Here is a 16,384-nt window from a genome sequence, read left to right on the forward strand (position 1 = left end):
GAGGGACTCCCCGCGCCGCGGCGTTCTCCGTGGGTGCGCCCGGAGCCGGTGTGCCCCGGACCGGGCGCGCCGGACCCGGGCGCACCGGACCCGGGGTGCGTCAGAGCTGGACGCCGAAGTCCTGGGCGATGCCGGCCAGGCCGGAGGCGTAGCCCTGGCCGACGGCGCGGAACTTCCACTCGCCGTTGTTGCGGTAGAGCTCACCGAAGATCATCGCGGTCTCGGTGGCGGCGTCCTCGGAGAGGTCGTAGCGGGCGATCTCGGCACCGCCGGCCGCGTTCACCACGCGGATGTAGGCGTTGCGGACCTGGCCGAAGTTCTGGCCGCGGGCGACACCGTCGTAGATGGTGACCGGGAAGGTGATCTTGGCGGCCTCGGCCGGCAGGCCGGACAGGCTGACGTTGATCGACTCGTCGTCGCCCGCGCCCTCGCCGGTGCGGTTGTCACCGGTGTGCACGACGGTGTTGTCCGGCGTGCTGGTGTTGTTGAAGAACACGAAGTGCGCGTTGGACAGCACCCTGCCGTTCGCGTCCAGAACGATCGCGCTGGCGTCGAGGTCGAACTCGGTGCCGGTCGTGGTGCGGACGTCCCAGCCCAGGCCGACGCTGACCGCGGACAGGCCCGGGGCCTCCTTGGTCAGCGAGACGTTGCCACCCTTGGAGAGGCTCACTGGCATGACGATTGCAGTCCCTTCGTTCGTTTCGTGCGCTTTTCCCCGGGACAACGCAATGCTCCGGCGGCTTGGTTCCGCAGGGGCCGTGAATTCTTCGTGCGGGTCGGCCGGGAACGGGCGGGCACGCCGATCGGATCGCCGGCCGGGCCGCCGGACGAAGGGTAAAGCGTGGGAAAAGCGCGGGTCAGATCCTCCGGAACCGGCCCTGGAGCGACCAGACGGTCGGGTTGTCGGCCAGATCGGGGTGCATGTCGAAGAGGTCGGCCAGGGTGTCCTGGAGGAAGTCCCGGGCCTCGCGCCGCAGGTCGCTGTGCCGGACCACCACCGGCGGCTCGTCCGGCAGCCAGGTCGCGGTGACCTCCACCCAGTTGAAGCGGCGGGCGAAGCGCAGCAGTTCGGTGTTCTGGGTGAAGTCGAGGTCGGCGGTCTGCACCCGGGCGGCCCGGCTGCCGTCCGGGTCGCGGTCCAGGTGCTCGGCGATGTCGCACAGCGCCCAGGCGAAGTCGAGCACCGGCACCCAGCCCCAGGCGGTGGACAGTTCCGAGCCCTCGCCGTCCAGGTAGACGTCGCCGCAGAACAGGTCGTACCGCAGGGTGTGCACGGACGCGGTGCGGTAGTCCGTCTGCGGGGGGTCGGGGAAGCGGTTGGAGAGGGAGTAGCCGAGCTCGATCACGTACGCCATTGTCGGGGCTCGCGGTGCGCCGGACTAACCGGGGCCGAGGAGCGGACGGGCCGCCGATAACCGGGTGACCGCGGGGGCCCGGGGCGCGATGATGGGAGGCATGTCCGAGCCCATCCGCGTACGGGGGTCGGTGGTCGTCCCCGACGCCGAGCTCGTCTGGCGCTTCTCGCGTTCCTCCGGCCCCGGCGGCCAGCACGTCAACACCTCCGACTCCAAGGCCGAGCTGCGCTTCGACCTGGCCTCGACCAGGGCGCTGCCCGAGGTGTGGCGCGAGCGCGCGCTGGAGCGGCTGGCGGGGCGGCTGGTGGACGGCCGGGTGCTGGTGGTGGTGGCCTCGGAGTTCCGCTCGCAGTGGCGCAACCGGGAGGCGGCCGCGGCCCGGCTGTCGGCGCTGCTGACGGAGGCGTGCGCGCCGCCGCCGAAGGCCCGGCGGGCGACCAGGCCGAGCCGTGGGATGGTCGAGCGGCGGCTGGACAACAAGCGGCACCGCTCCGAGCTGAAGCGGGGGCGCCGGGCGCCGCGCGGCGGCGAGTAGCCGGCCGCGGGCCTCAGCCCAGGGGGCGGTAGCCGCCGCGGAAGTAGAGCAGCGGACGGCCGCCGGGGTCGGGCACCACGGCCTCCAGGACGCGGCCGAGCAGCAGGGTGTGGTCGCCCGCGGGTATCCGCTGTTCGGTGCGGCACTCGACGGTGGCCAGCGCGCCGTCGATCAGCGGGGCGCCGGTGTGCGGGCCGCGGTGGTGCGCGGTGTCCGCGAACAGCAGCCGGTCGCTGAGCCGGCCCTTCATGGCGAACCGGGAGCCGAGCGTCTTCTGCCCCTCGGCCAGCACCGAGACCGCCCAGGTGTCCGCCCGGGTGAGCACCTCGTCCATCCGGGAGTCCTCGCGGACCGAGATCAGCACCAGCGGCGGCTCCAGCGACACGGACAGGAAGGACGTGGCGGTCATGCCGACGTCCTCGCCGTCGTCCGGGTCGTGGACGGTCACCAGGCTGACGCCGGCGGCGAGCTGGGAGAGGGCTGCCCGGAACTCGTCGGGCGTGGCGTGGGGGGCAGCTTCGGGCTGCGGGGACGGGTACACGTACCGCACGGTAGTCGGGGTCCGGTGGAAACGGCATCGGGCCTTGGTCGTAGGACCGCAGGTCCGGCCGAAGAGTTGCGCCCGGTGGCCGAACTCACCCTCAGGAGTGAAGCAGCCCGGTCGGCGGGCCCAGTCGGCTTCAGCCTGGGGCCAATGCGGTCGACCACGAGAAATGTTCCTATGGAGCCATATGTCCGGCTATGGGACGGATGAACTGATTAAGGGCGCATTAGTGTTGTGTGATTTAAGTCACAAGTGACGGCCTATTGCTGACCGAGCGTGCCGAGCGCTGTGCTCCCTGTGATTCAGTTCTTCTGGCAATCGGACGATAACCAATCAAGAACTATCCGAAGAAGCCGGGGAGCCCCCGCATGGAAGCCGAGTCGGAGCCGTACGTCCGTCTCGCGACCCTCCGCACCTTGCACCGGGTCGTGGCGGACCTCAACGCTGCCCGCAGCCTCGCCGGAACCCTCCAGGCCGTCGTCGAGGGCGCGGTGCACGGGCTCGGCTTCGACGCCGCCGCGGTCAGCCTGGTCCGGCCGGACGGGGACCTCGTGGTGGCGGCCGTCTGGGAGCTGGAGGAGAGCCCGATGGGCGGCCCCTCCGTCCTGCTCGGCCAGGTCGGCTCCCGGGAGTCCTGGGACCGGCTGCTCGGCGTCAGCGACCACTGGGGCACCCTGCGCTTCCTGCCGTACGACCGCGGCTGGGCCGTCGCCAGCGACATCCCGCGCTGGATCGGGGACGGCCCGCTGCCGGTGTACGCCAACGACTGGCACCCCGCCGACGGGCTGCTCGCCCCGATGTACAGCGCCGGCGGCGATCTCCTCGGCGTCCTCTCGGTGGACCGGCCGCGCAGCGGCAAGCGGCCCGGCGCGTGGACCCGCGAGGCGCTGGAGATGTTCTCGCTGCAGGCCTCCATCGCGATCGGCAACGCCCGGCTGCGGGCCGAGATGCAGCGCGCGCTGGCGCGCCTGGAGAAGGAGCAGCAGGCGCTGCGGGCCAGCGAGGAGAGCTTCCGCCAGGCCTTCGAGTACGCGCCCAGCGGGATGGCGATCACCGAGCTCCACGGCGCCGGGCGCGGCCAGCTGACCAGGGTCAACGACGCGCTGTGCCGGCTGCTCGGCCGGCCCCGGGCGGTGCTGCGCCAGCAGAGCTTCGCCGACCTCGTGCACCCGGAGGACCGGGCGCTGCTGGAGCGCACCAGCGCCGAGAGCGGCCGCGCGGAGCTGCGGCTGTCCCGGCGGGACGGCGGCTACCAGTGGGTCTGCCTGCGCAACTCGATCGTCGCGGACGCGGCCGAGGGCCCGAGCTTCCTGCTCACCCACGTCGAGGACATCGAGGACCGCAAGCGGCACGAGTTCCAGCTCGCCCACCGGGCCAGCCACGACGCGCTCACCGGGCTGCCGAACGGCGCCGAGCTCAAGGCCCGGCTGGCCCGCCGGCTCTGTCCCCAGCCGCAGCTGGTCGGTGCCGCCGGCCCGGCCGAGGCGGCGGCCTGCCCGCAGCCGTACGGCTACCCGGTCGACTCCTACGGCGGGCACCGGACGGAGGGCGCGGACCCGTACTCCGGGCCGGCGCACGGCTACGGGCTGCCCGAGGCGCTCGGTCCGGGCTTCGGGGAGCACGTGCACGCGGTGGTCCCGGCCGAGTACGGGCCCGGCGGCGACGCCTGGTCGGCGCCGTTCCGCTCCGGTGGCGCGGCGACGGCGGACAAGGGGCTCGCGGTGCTCTTCTGCGACCTGGACGGCTTCAAGTCGATCAACGACCGGTTCGGCCACAACGCGGGCGACGCGGTGCTGGTCGAGGTCGCCCGGCGGCTGAGCCAGGCGGTGCGGGACGGCGACACGGTGGCCCGGCTCGGCGGCGACGAGTTCGTGGTGCTGGCCGACGGGATCGGCCGCGAGGAGGCCAAGGACCTCGCCCACCGGTTGCGCGGCGCGATCATCCCGCCGATGCGGATCGGCGGGCGGGCGATGCGGGTGGGGGTGAGCCTCGGGGTCGGCTGGGCGGGCTGCGGGATGAGCATCGAGGAGGTGCTGCACACCGCGGACGAGCGGATGTACGACGAGAAGCGCGCCCGGGGCGGCGCGGTGCGCGGGGCGCGCGGCGAGCGCTCGCACCGGCGCGCGGGTTAGCGCGTGCCCGGGGCGCCGGGCGTTCCCCCGGATGCGCGGTCCGCCCTGGTCGGACCGGGTTACCCGCGGGTTGTCAAGGGTTCTTTTCCCCGCTGTCACGTACGACAGGTAGGGTTCCCGGTACGACAGCGTCCATGATCTGCGCCGCCCGCAGCCGGCGGCGCACCGGATGGGGGAGCAGACCACCGTGACGACCGCCGGCAGCAACGGAGTGCCCGAGGGCCAGGGGGGCGGTGCCCCGCAGGACGACGACCCGTTCGGCTACCTCTACCGCCCGGCCGACGGCTCCACCGGGCAGCCGGCCGAGCCGCAGCAAGGGGTTCCGCGCACGTCGTACAACCGCCCGATGGAGGTCGGGCGCGCGCAGTACGGCTACCCGCAGAGCGCGCCGCCGCGGGCGCCGCAGCAGCCCCAGCAGCCGTACGGCCAGCAGGGAATGCCGCCGCAGGGGTATCCGGGCGGCCAGCCGCAGGGCCCGTACGGTGGTCAGGCCGGCGCGCCGCAGCAGCCCGAGTACGGTGCCGCGCCCACCCAGCAGAACCGCTACGCCGAGCACTCCCGTCCGCAGCCGGGCGAGGAGCCCCGGGGCGGCGGCCGGAGCAAGGGCGCGGTGATCGGCGCGGTCGCCGTGATCGCGGCGATAGCGATCGGCGCCGGGATAGCGCTCTCCACCGGGGACCAGGACGACAAGACGGACGCGAAGGGCGGCACCACCTCCGCCGCCCCGCCGGCTCCGATCACCCCGGCGCCGACGGCCACCACCGCGAGTGCCGCGCCCTCCACGACCTCGACCGTCGGCTCCGGTCCGGTGACGGTGGACGCGAGCCAGCTCCAGGGGCAGAACGCGCCGGTCGGCAACAGCGTCAAGGGCGCCAAGTCCGCCGACGGCGGCTACCTGACGCTCCAGCAGGGCGGCTCGGTGACCTGGACCGGCGAGGTCGCGACGGCGGGGACGTACAAGCTGACCGTGCACTACGGCAACGCCGGCGCGGAGGTGAAGGGCGCGGCCGCGGTGAACGGCAAGGACTGGCCGAGCGGGCTGACGTACAAGAACTACTCGCCGGGGAAGGACCCGGCGTCCTCCTGGTACACCACCTGGATACTCCCGCAGTTCCAGGCCGGGTCGAACTCGGTGGTCTTCACGGCGCCCTCCGGGCCGATCCTGATCGACCAGATCACCATCGAGCCGAACGGCTGACCAGGCCCCGGACACACCACGGCCGCCCGTCCCCGAGGGGGAGGGCGGCCGTCGGCGTCGTTCAGGCGGACCTGACGGTCTCGAACTTCTCGCCGCCGAGGACCCAGCGGCCGCGGCGCATCACGGCGACCAGGTCGTAGCTCTCGGAGTCGACCACGACCAGGTCGGCGAACTTGCCGGCCTCCAGCGAGCCGATCGAGTCGCTCAGGCCGAGCAGCCGGGCCGGGGTGGCGGACAGCGACTCGACGGTTTGGTCCAGGCTCAGCCCGTTGACGGTGACCGAGCGCTTGAACGCCACGTCCAGGGTGAGGGTGGAGCCGGCGATCGCGCCGCCCTCGACCAGCCGGGCGACGCCGTCCTTGACCTCGACCTGGAGCGGGCCGAGCGGGTAGAGGCCGTCGCCCATGCCGGCCGCGCCCATCGCGTCGGTGATCAGGGCGACCCGGCTCGCGCCGGCGGTGCCGTAGGCGAGGTCCAGCACGGAGGGGTGCAGGTGCACGCCGTCGTTGATCAGCTCGACGGTGACCCGCTCGTCCTCCAGCAGCGCCACGATCGGGCCGGGGGCGCGGTGGGCGATGCCGGGCATGGCGTTGAACAGGTGGGTGGCGACGGTGGCGCCGGCCTCGATCGCCTCCAGGGTGGTGGCGTAGTCGGAGTCGGTGTGGCCGACGGCGGCGATCACGCCGAGGTCGGCGAGCATCCGCACCGAGTCCAGGCCGCCGGGCAGCTCGGGGGCGAGGGTGACCATCTTGGCGTGGCCGCGGGCGGCGTCGACCAGCTTGCGCACCAGCGCCGGGTCCGGGGCGCGCAGCAGGTCGGGGCGGTGGGCGCCGCAGCGGTTGTGCGAGATGAACGGGCCCTCGAAGTGGATGCCGGCCAGGACGCCGTCCTCGACGAGTTCGGAGAGGATGTGCGCCTGGCGGGCGACCTCGTCGATCTCGCCGGTGACGGTGGAGGCCACCGTGGTGGTGGTGCCGTGCTCCAGGTGGGTGCGGGCGGCCAGCAGCGCCTCCTCGGCGATGCCGGAGGTGTACGCGGCACCGCCGCCGCCGTGGACGTGCAGGTCGACGAAGCCGGGGACGACGGTGTACCCGGTCAGGTCGAGGTCGCCGGGCGTGGTGTCGCCGCCGAGGCCGGCGATGCGCTCGCCCTCGACGGAGAGTCGGTCGCCCTCGACGACGCCGCCCGGCAGCACCAGTCGGGCGCCGGCCAGGGCGGTACGGTCACGGTCCGCGGTGGTCACGCGGTCACCTCCAAGGAGAGCAGATCCCAGGCGAGCAGGCCCGCGCCCAGGGACGCGGCGGTGTCTTTGAGCATGGCGGGTACGACCTTCGGGGGCATCTGGAAGGTCAGCCGCTCGGTGACCGCCGCGCGCAGCGGAGTGAAGAGGGTGTCGCCGGCCTCGGCCAGCCCGCCGCCGACGATCACCGTGGACGGGTCGAGCAGGCTCTGGGCCACGATGATTCCGTCGGCGAGGGCGTCGACGGCCCGCCGCCAGACCGCGAGCGCGCGGTCGTCCCCGGCGTCCACCGCGGCGGCGCAGGATGCCGCGTCGGCGTCGGGGTCGCCGCTGGCCTCGGCCCAGGCGCGCGAGACGGCGGAGGCGGAGGCCAGCGTCTCCAGGCAGCCGCGGGCGCCGCAGCCGCACTGTGGTCCGCCCGGGCGGACCACGACGTGGCCGATCTCGCCGCCGTAGCCGTGCGCGCCGGACTCGATCCGGCCGTCGATGCCGATGGCGCCGGCGATGCCGGTGCCGAGGGCGACGAACATGAAGCGGTCGACGCCGCGGCCGGCGCCGAGCCGGCCCTCGGCCAGGCCGCCGGAGCGCACGTCGTGGCCGAGGGCCACCGGCATCGCGCCGCCGTCCGGTCCGGACAGGCGCTCGCCGAGGAGCTTGCGCAGCGGGAGCTCGCGCCAGCCGAGGTTGGCGGAGAAGACCGCGATGCCGTTCTTCTCGTCGATCGTGCCCGGGACGGCGACACCGGCCGCGAGCGGGGCGACGCCGAAACGGCTGAGGCCCTCGTCCGCCAGGTCGGTGGCGAAGTCGAGGATGGCGGCGACGACGGCGTCCGTGCCGTGCTCCCGCCCGGTCGGTCGGCGTGCCTCGAACAGCACGGAGCCGTCCTGGGCGAGCAGCGCGGCCTTCATGCCGGTGCCGCCTACATCGAGTGCGATGACGTGCTTCACGGAGGACAGTTTCCCTTGGTCGGGTCGAAGAGGTCTAGTCCAGTTGTCGGATTGGTCTGGTCCATATTGGGTGAGCTTTGTCGCAGCTGCGGCGTGTGCGGGGCTTTGCGTCCGGTGCGCGCGGGACGCGGGCGGGGAGCCGGGGCGGGGGTCGTGTTGCGCATCGTGCAATGACTCCGGGCACTTCGATAACTCCTGGGGCGGTCCGGGCCGCTGGTGTGGACCGGTGGTCGGCGGGTTTGACAGTGTGGCGCCTCCCCCCGCCGGATGCCCCCGTTCCGGCCGGTCTTTCTCCCCGTAGGCATCCCCCCGAAGGCGGTACCCGCGTTGAACAGGCGCGCCCACGTTCCCACCCGTGTGCTCGGCGGTGCGCTGGCCGGAGCACTGGTGCTCATCGCGGCCAGCGCGTGCGGCGGTCAGGACGACGGGACCGTCACCCTCAGGCTGGTCGCGGCCGACTACGGGGAGAGCCTCGAGACCGGCTCCCAGCACTACTGGGACGGGGTCGCCAGGGACTTCGAGGCGGCCAACCCCAAGATCAAGGTCAGTGTCGAGGTGGACTCCTGGACCGAGATCGGCAAAAAGGTCGAGGACATGATCGCGGCCGGCAAGTCGCCGGACCTGCTGCAGACCGGCGGCTTCGCCGACCAGGTCGCGGCGGACCGGCTGTACCCGGCGTCCGACGTGCTCTCGCTGGAGACCCAGGCCGACTTCCTGGAGACCTTCTCGCACACCGGGCAGGTACTCGGCACCCAGTACGGGATCCCGTTCGTGTCCTCGTCGCGGGTGCTCTTCTACAACAAGGCGATGTTCCGTCAGGCCGGGATCGCCCAGCCGCCGGCCACCTGGAGCGAACTGCGCCAGGACGCGGAGAAGATCAAGGCCAAGGTGCCGGGGGTGACTCCGTACGGGCTGCCGCTGGGCCCGGAGGAGGCGCCGGCCGAATCGATGCTGTGGACGCTGAGCGGCGGTGGCGGCATCTCCGACGACGTGGGCAACTACACCATCGACAGTGCCCAGAACCAGGCGACGTTCGGCTGGCTGAAGAACAACCTGGTGGGCCCCGGCCTGACGTACCCGGACCCCGGCAAGGTGAACCGCACCCCGGCGTTCCGGGACTTCGCGTCCGGGAAGGTCGCGATGCTGAACGGGCACCCGACGCTGCTGCGGATGGCGACCGCCGGGAACGTCGAGTTCGGGACGGCGCCGATCCCCAAGAAGGACGGCGTGGGGCGGACCGGGAGCCTCGGGGTCGCGGACTGGATGATGGCGTTCAAGGCGAACGGGCACAAGAACGAGATCAAGAAGTTCCTGTCGTTCGTCTACGGCAAGGACAACCAGCTGAAGTTCGACGAGCAGTACAACCTGCTGCCGGTCACCCAGGACGCGTTCGGCCAGATGGCCTCGGACCCGAAGCACGAGGACCTCAAGCAGTTCGCGGTCGGGCTGACCAGCGCGAGCTTCTACCCCTTCGGGGACCCGGCCTGGGGCGTGGTCAGCGACCGGATCAAGGCCGGGATCGGCCAGGCGGTGACCGGGGACCCGAAGCAGGTGCTCGGCGGGCTGCAGGACGCGGCGGCGCAGGAGGCGGCGAAGGTCCGCAAGTAGGACCGGGACCGGGAGGCGGCCCCGGCCCGGGTGGGGCGGGCCGGGCCCGCTCAGGGGAGCGTGATGGCGTAGGCCTTGCGGAGGGTCTCGTGGACCGTCCAGGTGGTGCGGTCGCCCTCGCGCAGCACCGCGCAGTCTCCGGGGCCGACCTCCAGGGTCGGACCGCCCTCGATCTCGATGGTGGCCCGGCCGCTGAGCACCACGAACATCTCGTCGGCCTCGACGTCGGTGACCACGCCCGGGGTGATCTGCCAGAGACCGTGCAGCCGGCGGCCGTCGGCGGACTCGGACAGCACCCGGCCGGTGACCTCGGGGGTGCCGGAGACGATCTGGGACGGGTCGAGCGGCTCGGGGTCGAGGTCGGCGGTGGGGACGTGCACGGCGAAGCTGGGCGTGGTCATGGGGTGACGTTAGTGCGGGCGGGGGCCCGGTGGGGACAGCAGTGTGTGTCGGGGTCGCGCGGGACAATGACACTCCGTAGTGGTGGACGGAGGTGTGCTCGGTGGGCGAGCTGGGTGAACTGGGTGAGCGGGACCGGGCGGTGCTGGCGCTGGAAGGGCGGCAGTGGCGTACGGCCGGGGCCAAGGAGCGGGCGATCCGGGAGGAGCTGGGGCTCTCCCCGACGCGGTACTACCAGCTGCTGAACGGTCTGCTGGACCGGGAGGAGGCGCTGGCGCACGCGCCGGTGCTGGTGAACCGCCTGCGGCGGATCCGGGAGGCGCGCCGGAGCGCCCGCTGACGGTCGGCCGGGCGCGGAGCCTTCCGCCGACGGACCGGCCGGGTGCGGAGCCGCGGGCTCCGGGGTAGGGCTTTCGGTATGGGCTTTCAAGAGATGTTCGTACCGGGGACCGAGGCCGGACGGGACGGGGTGCGGGCCGTGCTGGCGGCGCCCCGGGACACCGTGATCGGACTGGACTTCGACGGGACGCTGGCGCCGATCGTGGCGGACCCGGGGCAGGCCCGGGCGCACCCCGGAGTGGCGGGGGCGCTGCGGCGGCTGGCCCCGGTGGTCGGCGCCGTGGTGGTGGTGACCGGCCGGCCGGCCGCGCTGGCGGTCGAGTACGGCGGGTTCGCGGGCCTGCCGGGCGTGGTGGTGCTGGGGCACTACGGCGCCGAGCGGTGGGAGGACGGGGAGCTCTCGGCGCCGGAGGCGCATCCGGGGGTGGCGCGGGTGCGGGCCGAGCTGCCGGAGGTGCTGGAGCGGGTGGCCGCGCCCGAGGGGACCTGGGTGGAGGACAAGGGCCGCTCGGTGGCCGTGCACACCCGCCGCACGGCGGCGCCGCAGCAGGCGCTGGAGCTGCTGCGGGCACCGGTGGAGGAGCTGGCGGCCGGGCACGGGCTGGTGGTGGAACCCGGGCGGCTGGTGCTGGAGCTGCGGCCGCCGGGGGTGGACAAGGGGGCGGCGCTGACCGGGTTCCTGCGGGAGCGCGGGGCCCGGTCGGTGCTCTACGCGGGGGACGACCTGGGGGACGTGGCGGCCTTCGCGGCGGTGGAGAAGCTGCGTGGCGAGGGCGTGGCCGGGGTGCTGGTGTGCGCCGGCGCGGTGGGGGACGCGCCGGTGCGGGAACTGGCCGACCGGGCGGACCTGGTGGTCGCCGGGCCGGAGGGTGTGGTGGAGCTGCTGGAGGCCCTGGGGGAGGCGCTCACAGCGCGTTGAGCTGGTCCAGGAACCACTGCTGCGGGGGGAGCGCGGTGGCCGCGGCGGCCAGGCGCTCGGTGCGGTCGGCGCGCTCCTCGCGGCTCATGGTCAGGCCGGTGTGGAGGGCGTCGGCCGTCGCGATGACGTCGTACGGGTTGACGGTGAGGGCGGCGTCCTTGAGTTCGGCGTGGGCGCCGGCCTCGCGGGAGAGGACCAGGGCGCAGCCGTGGTCGGAGACCACCGGGACCTCCTTGGCGACCAGGTTCATGCCGTCCCGGATGGGGTTGACCAGGGCGACGTCGGCCAGCCGGTAGGCGGCGAGGGAGCGCGGGAAGTCGTCGTCGACGTGCAGGATCAGCGGCTGCCAGCCGGGGGTGGCGAACTCGGCGTCGATGGCGGCGGCCAGGTCCTGGACGGCGGCGGTGTACTGCCGGTACTCGGCCAGGTCGGTGCGGGACGGGTAGGCGAAGGCGATGTGCACCACCCGGTCGTGCCACTCGGGGCGGGTGCGGAGCAGGTGCCGGTAGGCCTGGAGGCCGCGGACGATGTTCTTGCTGAGCTCGGTGCGGTCGACCCGGACGATGGTGCGGCGGTCGCCGACGGCCGCGCGCAGGGCGGCGAGGCGCTCGTCCACGTCGGGGCGGTGCGAGCGTTCGCGCAGGAAGTCGGCGTCGGCGCCGAGGGCGTGGACGCCGAGCGAGGTGGTGCGGCCCTCGAAGGTGACGGTGAGCGCGTCGTGGTCGACGGTGGCGCCGAGGAGGTCCGCGCAGCAGGCGGCGAAGGCGCGGGCCCAGCGCTCGGTGAGGAAGCCGGCCCGGTCGGCGCCCAGGATGCCGGTGAGCACCGCCCGGGCGACGTCGTCGGGCAGCATCCGGTAGTACTCGGGCGGGGCCCACGGGGTGTGCGAGAAGTGGCCGATCCGCAGGTCGGGGCGGGCTTCGCGGAGCAGGGCCGGGGCCAGCGAGAGGTGGTAGTCCTGGACGAGGACCGCGGCGTTCGGGGCGGCTTCGCGGGCCAGGGCCCCGGCGAAGGCCTCGTTGTAGGCCCGGTAGGCGGCCCACTCGGTGCGGAAGCCGGCGTCGAAGGAGGGGGCGGTCGGGGTCGCGTAGAGCAGGTGGTGGACGAACCAGAGGGTGGAGTTGGCGACGCCGTTGTAGGCGCGGGCGAAGGTCTGCGGGTCTATGTCCAGCATCCGTACGGCCTGGCCGCCGACGTCGTGGCCGGCCAGGTCGAGGCGGCCGTCGGGGGCCTCGGCGGCGGCTCTGCGGTCGGAGTCGTTGAGGGCGGCGCAGACCCAGACGGCGTTCGGGTCGTCGATCGCGGAGAGGCCGGAGACCAGGCCACCGCCGCCCCGCCGCAGGATCAGCGTGCCGTCGTCGGCGGTGCTGAAGGACACCGGTCCCCGGTTGGAGGCCACCAGGACGGGGGCGGTGCCGGTCACGCTCGAACGGTTGGTCGTGAGATCGCCCATGGTTGGCATGTTGCCGGGGGTGCGGGGCGGCAAACCCGTCAATGGCGGGTGGCGTACTCGGGGACGGTGTGCATCGGGGGGCGTTCCCGGGCGGTGACCGGGTGGGTGTGGGCGGTGAAGGTCCGGGTCAGCGGGTCGCGGGTGAACTGGGTGAGGTGGGGGTGGACCAGGTCGGCGGAGGCCTTGAGGCGGTGGGTGCGGTCGAGGCGTTCGAGGGCGGTCCGGTAGATGGTGGCGGCCATCCGGCCGAGGGCCTGGCCGTCCTGGTGGCGGTGGTGCCGGACGCCGACGTCCACCTGGGCCAGCGCGTCCAGGCCGGCCAGCTCCAGGGCGTCGACCAGCAGTCCGAGCTCGACGCCGTAGCCGGTGGGGAAGGGCAGCCGTTCGAGCAGTGAGCGGCGGGCCGCGTACTCGCCGCCGAGGGGCTGGACGAAACCGGCGAGTTCCGGCCAGTGGAGGTTGAGCAGGGGCCGGGCGACGAGTTCGGTGACCCGGCCGCCGCCGGCGGGCAGCACGGCGCCCTCCGACTCCAGCGGGCGGTCGTACATGGCCTTGACCAGCTGGATGGACTCGTCGGTCAGCAGCGGGCCGACGATGCCGGAGACGAAGGCCGGGTCGAACTCGCGCAGGTCGGCGTCCACGAAGCAGACGATGTCGCCGTGGGTGACCAGCAGCGAGCGCCAGAGCACCTCGCCCTTGCCGGGGACGGCGGGCAGCCGGGGCAGGATGGCGTCGCGGTGCTCGACCCGGGCGCCGGCCTCGGCGGCGACGGCGGCGGTGGCGTCGGTGGAGCCGGAGTCCACCACGACGAGCTCGTCGACCAGCGGGAGGCGCTCCATCAGCTCGCGGCGGACGGTGCGGACGATGTCGCCGACGGTGGCCTCCTCGTCCAGCGCCGGCAGGACCACGCTGACGGTGCGGCCGGTGCGCTCCTTGGCGGCGAGGAGGGTGTCCACCGGCCGGTCGGCCGCGCTCCAGGAGCGGCGGCGCAGCCAGGACGCCGCCTGCGGGAGGAGCTCGGGGGTCGGTTCGGCGGGCACGGGAGTCTCCTCGGCGGGTTCGGGTGGAACGGGTCATCTCGCGTGGCGGACAGTCCCGTTCACGGGTTGACGCCTTCGGATACAGTCTTCGTACAGCGGTCGGACCTGCGCACGCCGGGGTCGCCGTTGAGCACCACCACAATTTCACAAGCTCATCCAGAGGGACTGAGGGAACGGCCCGTTGACGTCCCGGCAACCTTCTCGCCCGGCTGTCGTCACAGAGGCCCCGGCGGGACAGGTGCCAATTCCGGCCTGTGGCGCGACCGTGCCACGGGGAAGATGAGGAGAGAGGCCTCGCCATCATGGCTATCGACACTGCCGCACCCGTTTCCGTGGACCTCGGCCCCGCCACCGCCCTGTCCTGTCGGGAGTGCGGCACCCGCTTCCCGCTCGGCCCCAGCTTCGCCTGCCTGGAGTGTTTCGGCCCGCTGGAGATCGCCTACGAGTTCGGCGGCGAGGGCGCCGAGGAGCTGCGCAAGCGGATCGAGGCCGGTCCCGCCTCCATCTGGCGCTACGCGCCGCTGCTGCCCGTCCCGGCCGACGTGGCCTCCAAGCCCAACCTGAACCCGGGGTGGACCCCGCTGGTGAAGGCGGACAACCTGGGCCGGGAGCTCGGCTTCACCGCCCAGCTGCACATCAAGGACGACTCGGGCAACCCGACGCACTCGTTCAAGGACCGGGTGGTCGCGTGCGCGATCGAGGCGGCCCGGGCGTTCGGCTACACCACGCTCTCCTGCTCCTCCACCGGCAACCTGGCCGGCGCGGTGGGCGCGGCGGCGGCCCGGGCCGGGTTCCGGTCCTGCGTGTTCATCCCGCACGACCTGGAGCAGGGCAAGGTCGTCATGGCCGGGGTGTACGGCGGCGAGCTGGTCGGCATCGAGGGCAACTACGACGACGTGAACCGCTTCTGCTCGGAGCTGATCGGCGACACCGCCGGTGAGGGCTGGGGCTTCGTCAACGTGAACCTGCGGCCGTACTACGGCGAGGGCTCGAAGACGCTGGCGTACGAGATCTGCGAGCAGCTCGGCTGGCGGCTTCCGGAGCAGATCGTGATCCCGATCGCCTCGGGCTCGCAGCTGACGAAGATCGACAAGGGTCTCCAGGAGCTGATCAAGCTCGGCCTGGTCGAGGACCGGCCGTACAGGATCTTCGGCGCCCAGGCCGAGGGCTGCTCGCCGGTGTCGGCCGCGTTCAAGGCCGGCCGGGACGTGATCAAGCCGGTCAAGCCGGACACCATCGCCAAGTCGCTGGCGATCGGCAACCCGGCCGACGGCCCGTACGTGCTGGACATCGCCCGCCGTACCGGTGGCGCCGTGGAGGACGTCACGGACGCCGAGGTCGTGGCGGCGATCCGGCTGCTGGCGCGGACCGAGGGCATCTTCGCCGAGACCGCGGGCGGGGTGACCGTCGGCGTGCTGAAGAAGCTGGTCGAGACCGGCCGGCTGGATCCGGCCAAGGAGACCGTCGCGATCAACACCGGCGACGGCCTGAAGACCCTGGACGCCGTCTCCGACGCCGGGATGACCGCCGTCATCCGCCCGACGCTGGACGCCTTCCGCGCCGCCGGCCTCGCGTCCGCCTGAACCACCCGCCCCCCGCAAGGAGAGTCATGAGCGCCAACGTCCGCATTCCCACCATCCTGCGCACCTACACCGGCGGCGCCGCCGAGGTGACCGCCGAGGGCGCCACCCTGGCCGAGGTCGTCGCCGACCTGGAGAAGAACCACCCGGGCATCTCCGCCCGCATCCTGGACGACACCGGCAAGCTGCGCCGCTTCGTGAACGTCTACGTGAACGACGACGACGTGCGCTTCGCCGAGGGCCTGGCGACCGAGATCAAGGACGGTGCCGGCGTTTCGATCATCCCGGCGGTGGCCGGCGGCTGCTGATCCTTCGCGAGAACCCGCGGTCGCCCGCGCGTACGGAATTCGGCTCTCCGTGCGCGCGGGCGGCCGTCGGCATTTCGGCGGGAATATTTCCCGGTCGAGTCGGAGTAGAGTGTGGCTCGGCTGGGAACAGGGATTCCCTTTCGGGCCCGTACGGTGTTCCGCCCCGGGGCGTTCGGTCGGTGAGACCGGCCCGTGAAACATGTCAGGCTGCTGTCAGAATTCCGGCGGACATTTGAGTAATTCGTCCGCTATGTCCGGCGCGGAATGCCGAGATCATTCCGATTCGGCCCGTACTGTCCCTTGACGCCCCGGCGGAATTACCGGCGGTTGGCCCTGTTGCAGAGGGCGTCGATCCGGATACATTCAGCGGCGGTCGACGCAATCACCCGCTCGACGGAGGCCGCCTGGCGTCCTGAACGGTGGGTTGCGGCGTGCACGGCTGCGCCCAGGGGGGGTTCCCCGGGCCGGCCTTCAACCAACCCGGGCCCGCTACCTGCGGGCGCGTGAAGGGCCAGCACAGCACTAGGGGAGTTCGGAATGGCTCAGGGCACCGTCAAGTGGTTCAACGCGGAGAAGGGCTACGGCTTCATCGCGGTCGACGGTGGTGCGGACGTCTTCGTCCACTACAGCGCGATCCAGATGGACGGCTACCGCACCCTCGAGGAGGGCCAGCGGGTCGAGTTCGAGATCTCTCAGGGACAGAAGGGCCCGCAGGCGGACATGGTCCGTGTGGCCGCCTGAGGCGCCGACCGCACCACACTCACGAGGGCCCGCCCCACCAACAGGG

The 16,384-nt window shown here is 72.9% G+C and carries 17 protein-coding genes and 1 riboswitch; of the genes, 9 read left to right on the forward strand and 8 right to left on the reverse strand.

Annotation, left to right across the window (positions count from 1 at the left end):
- Positions 1–100: 100 nt before the first annotated feature.
- Positions 101–676: a TerD family protein gene (locus ACFRMQ_RS23915; protein ID WP_380732626.1), complete on the reverse strand. Its 576-nt coding sequence runs from the start codon at positions 674–676 to the stop codon at positions 101–103.
- A 181-nt stretch (positions 677–857) separates the two neighbouring features.
- A complete protein-coding gene (locus tag ACFRMQ_RS23920) occupies positions 858–1,355 on the reverse strand; it encodes a hypothetical protein (RefSeq protein WP_380732627.1) in 498 nt (165 codons plus the stop codon).
- 91 nt (positions 1,356–1,446) lie between these two features.
- On the opposite strand from ACFRMQ_RS23920, the gene arfB reads away from it, so the two are divergent.
- Positions 1,447–1,890: an alternative ribosome rescue aminoacyl-tRNA hydrolase ArfB gene (gene arfB, locus ACFRMQ_RS23925; protein WP_380732647.1), complete on the forward strand. Its 444-nt coding sequence runs from the start codon at positions 1,447–1,449 to the stop codon at positions 1,888–1,890.
- Between the two features lie 13 nt (positions 1,891–1,903).
- On the opposite strand, the gene ACFRMQ_RS23930 is transcribed toward arfB, so the two are convergent.
- On the reverse strand, positions 1,904–2,431 hold the full coding sequence (locus tag ACFRMQ_RS23930; RefSeq protein WP_380732628.1) for a flavin reductase family protein: 528 nt from the start codon (positions 2,429–2,431) through the stop codon (positions 1,904–1,906).
- Between the two features lie 371 nt (positions 2,432–2,802).
- Between ACFRMQ_RS23930 and ACFRMQ_RS23935 the strand changes: the two genes are divergently transcribed.
- Both ACFRMQ_RS23935 and ACFRMQ_RS23940 read left to right on the forward strand, forming a co-directional pair.
- Positions 2,803–4,566 (forward strand): diguanylate cyclase domain-containing protein, encoded by a 1,764-nt coding sequence (locus tag ACFRMQ_RS23935; protein WP_380732629.1) that lies wholly within the window; start codon positions 2,803–2,805, stop codon positions 4,564–4,566.
- A gap of 187 nt (positions 4,567–4,753) precedes the next feature.
- Positions 4,754–5,764 carry a hypothetical protein gene (locus ACFRMQ_RS23940; RefSeq protein ID WP_380732631.1) on the forward strand — a complete coding sequence of 337 codons (1,011 nt, stop codon included), beginning with the start codon at positions 4,754–4,756 and terminating at the stop codon, positions 5,762–5,764.
- Positions 5,765–5,825: 61 nt separating this feature from the next.
- On the opposite strand, the gene nagA is transcribed toward ACFRMQ_RS23940, so the two are convergent.
- Together nagA and ACFRMQ_RS23950 are read right to left on the reverse strand one after the other, a co-directional pair.
- The gene (gene nagA / locus ACFRMQ_RS23945) at positions 5,826–7,007 is read right to left on the reverse strand and encodes an N-acetylglucosamine-6-phosphate deacetylase (protein ID WP_380732633.1); all 1,182 of its coding nucleotides are present in this window, start codon (positions 7,005–7,007) and stop codon (positions 5,826–5,828) included.
- Positions 7,004–7,951, reverse strand: a complete 948-nt coding sequence (locus tag ACFRMQ_RS23950; protein ID WP_380732635.1) for an ROK family protein — start codon at positions 7,949–7,951, stop codon at positions 7,004–7,006. The genes nagA and ACFRMQ_RS23950 overlap by 4 nt, the downstream gene beginning before the upstream one ends.
- Positions 7,952–8,278: 327 nt before the next feature.
- Between ACFRMQ_RS23950 and ACFRMQ_RS23955 the strand changes: the two genes are divergently transcribed.
- Positions 8,279–9,559 carry an extracellular solute-binding protein gene (locus tag ACFRMQ_RS23955; protein WP_380732637.1) on the forward strand — a complete coding sequence of 427 codons (1,281 nt, stop codon included), beginning with the start codon at positions 8,279–8,281 and terminating at the stop codon, positions 9,557–9,559.
- A 50-nt stretch (positions 9,560–9,609) separates the two neighbouring features.
- Here the strand turns inward: ACFRMQ_RS23955 and ACFRMQ_RS23960 are convergent, their stop codons facing one another.
- The gene (locus tag ACFRMQ_RS23960) at positions 9,610–9,960 is read right to left on the reverse strand and encodes a cupin domain-containing protein (RefSeq protein ID WP_380732639.1); all 351 of its coding nucleotides are present in this window, start codon (positions 9,958–9,960) and stop codon (positions 9,610–9,612) included.
- A 110-nt stretch (positions 9,961–10,070) separates the two neighbouring features.
- Here ACFRMQ_RS23960 and ACFRMQ_RS23965 point away from each other — a divergent pair, with 110 nt between their 5' ends.
- A complete protein-coding gene (locus tag ACFRMQ_RS23965) occupies positions 10,071–10,298 on the forward strand; it encodes a DUF3263 domain-containing protein (protein WP_380732648.1) in 228 nt (75 codons plus the stop codon).
- Positions 10,299–10,391: 93 nt separating this feature from the next.
- The gene (gene otsB / locus ACFRMQ_RS23970; RefSeq protein WP_380732641.1) at positions 10,392–11,216 is read left to right on the forward strand and encodes a trehalose-phosphatase; all 825 of its coding nucleotides are present in this window, start codon (positions 10,392–10,394) and stop codon (positions 11,214–11,216) included.
- On the opposite strand, the gene ACFRMQ_RS23975 is transcribed toward otsB, so the two are convergent.
- Together ACFRMQ_RS23975 and ACFRMQ_RS23980 are read right to left on the reverse strand one after the other, a co-directional pair.
- Positions 11,203–12,669, reverse strand: a complete 1,467-nt coding sequence (locus tag ACFRMQ_RS23975; protein ID WP_380732642.1) for a trehalose-6-phosphate synthase — start codon at positions 12,667–12,669, stop codon at positions 11,203–11,205. The genes otsB and ACFRMQ_RS23975 overlap by 14 nt on opposite strands.
- Before the next feature lie 38 nt (positions 12,670–12,707).
- Positions 12,708–13,709, reverse strand: coding sequence for a glucosyl-3-phosphoglycerate synthase (locus ACFRMQ_RS23980; RefSeq protein ID WP_380732643.1), 1,002 nt, complete (start codon positions 13,707–13,709; stop codon positions 12,708–12,710).
- 149 nt (positions 13,710–13,858) lie between these two features.
- Positions 13,859–13,995, forward strand: a riboswitch (SAM riboswitch).
- Positions 13,996–14,011: 16 nt separating this feature from the next.
- Here ACFRMQ_RS23980 and thrC point away from each other — a divergent pair.
- From thrC to ACFRMQ_RS23995, 3 genes are all read left to right on the forward strand, one after another.
- Entirely contained in the window at positions 14,012–15,292 is a 1,281-nt protein-coding gene (gene thrC, locus ACFRMQ_RS23985; RefSeq protein ID WP_380732645.1) for a threonine synthase, read from the forward strand.
- 26 nt (positions 15,293–15,318) lie between these two features.
- A complete protein-coding gene (locus tag ACFRMQ_RS23990; RefSeq protein ID WP_380732646.1) occupies positions 15,319–15,597 on the forward strand; it encodes a ubiquitin-like small modifier protein 1 in 279 nt (92 codons plus the stop codon).
- Between the two features lie 537 nt (positions 15,598–16,134).
- Positions 16,135–16,338, forward strand: coding sequence for a cold-shock protein (locus ACFRMQ_RS23995; RefSeq protein ID WP_003949956.1), 204 nt, complete (start codon positions 16,135–16,137; stop codon positions 16,336–16,338).
- Positions 16,339–16,384 lie beyond the last annotated feature (46 nt).

This window comes from Kitasatospora sp. NPDC056783, assembly GCF_042789895.1.
In the GTDB taxonomy this organism is placed as follows: domain Bacteria; phylum Actinomycetota; class Actinomycetes; order Streptomycetales; family Streptomycetaceae; genus Kitasatospora.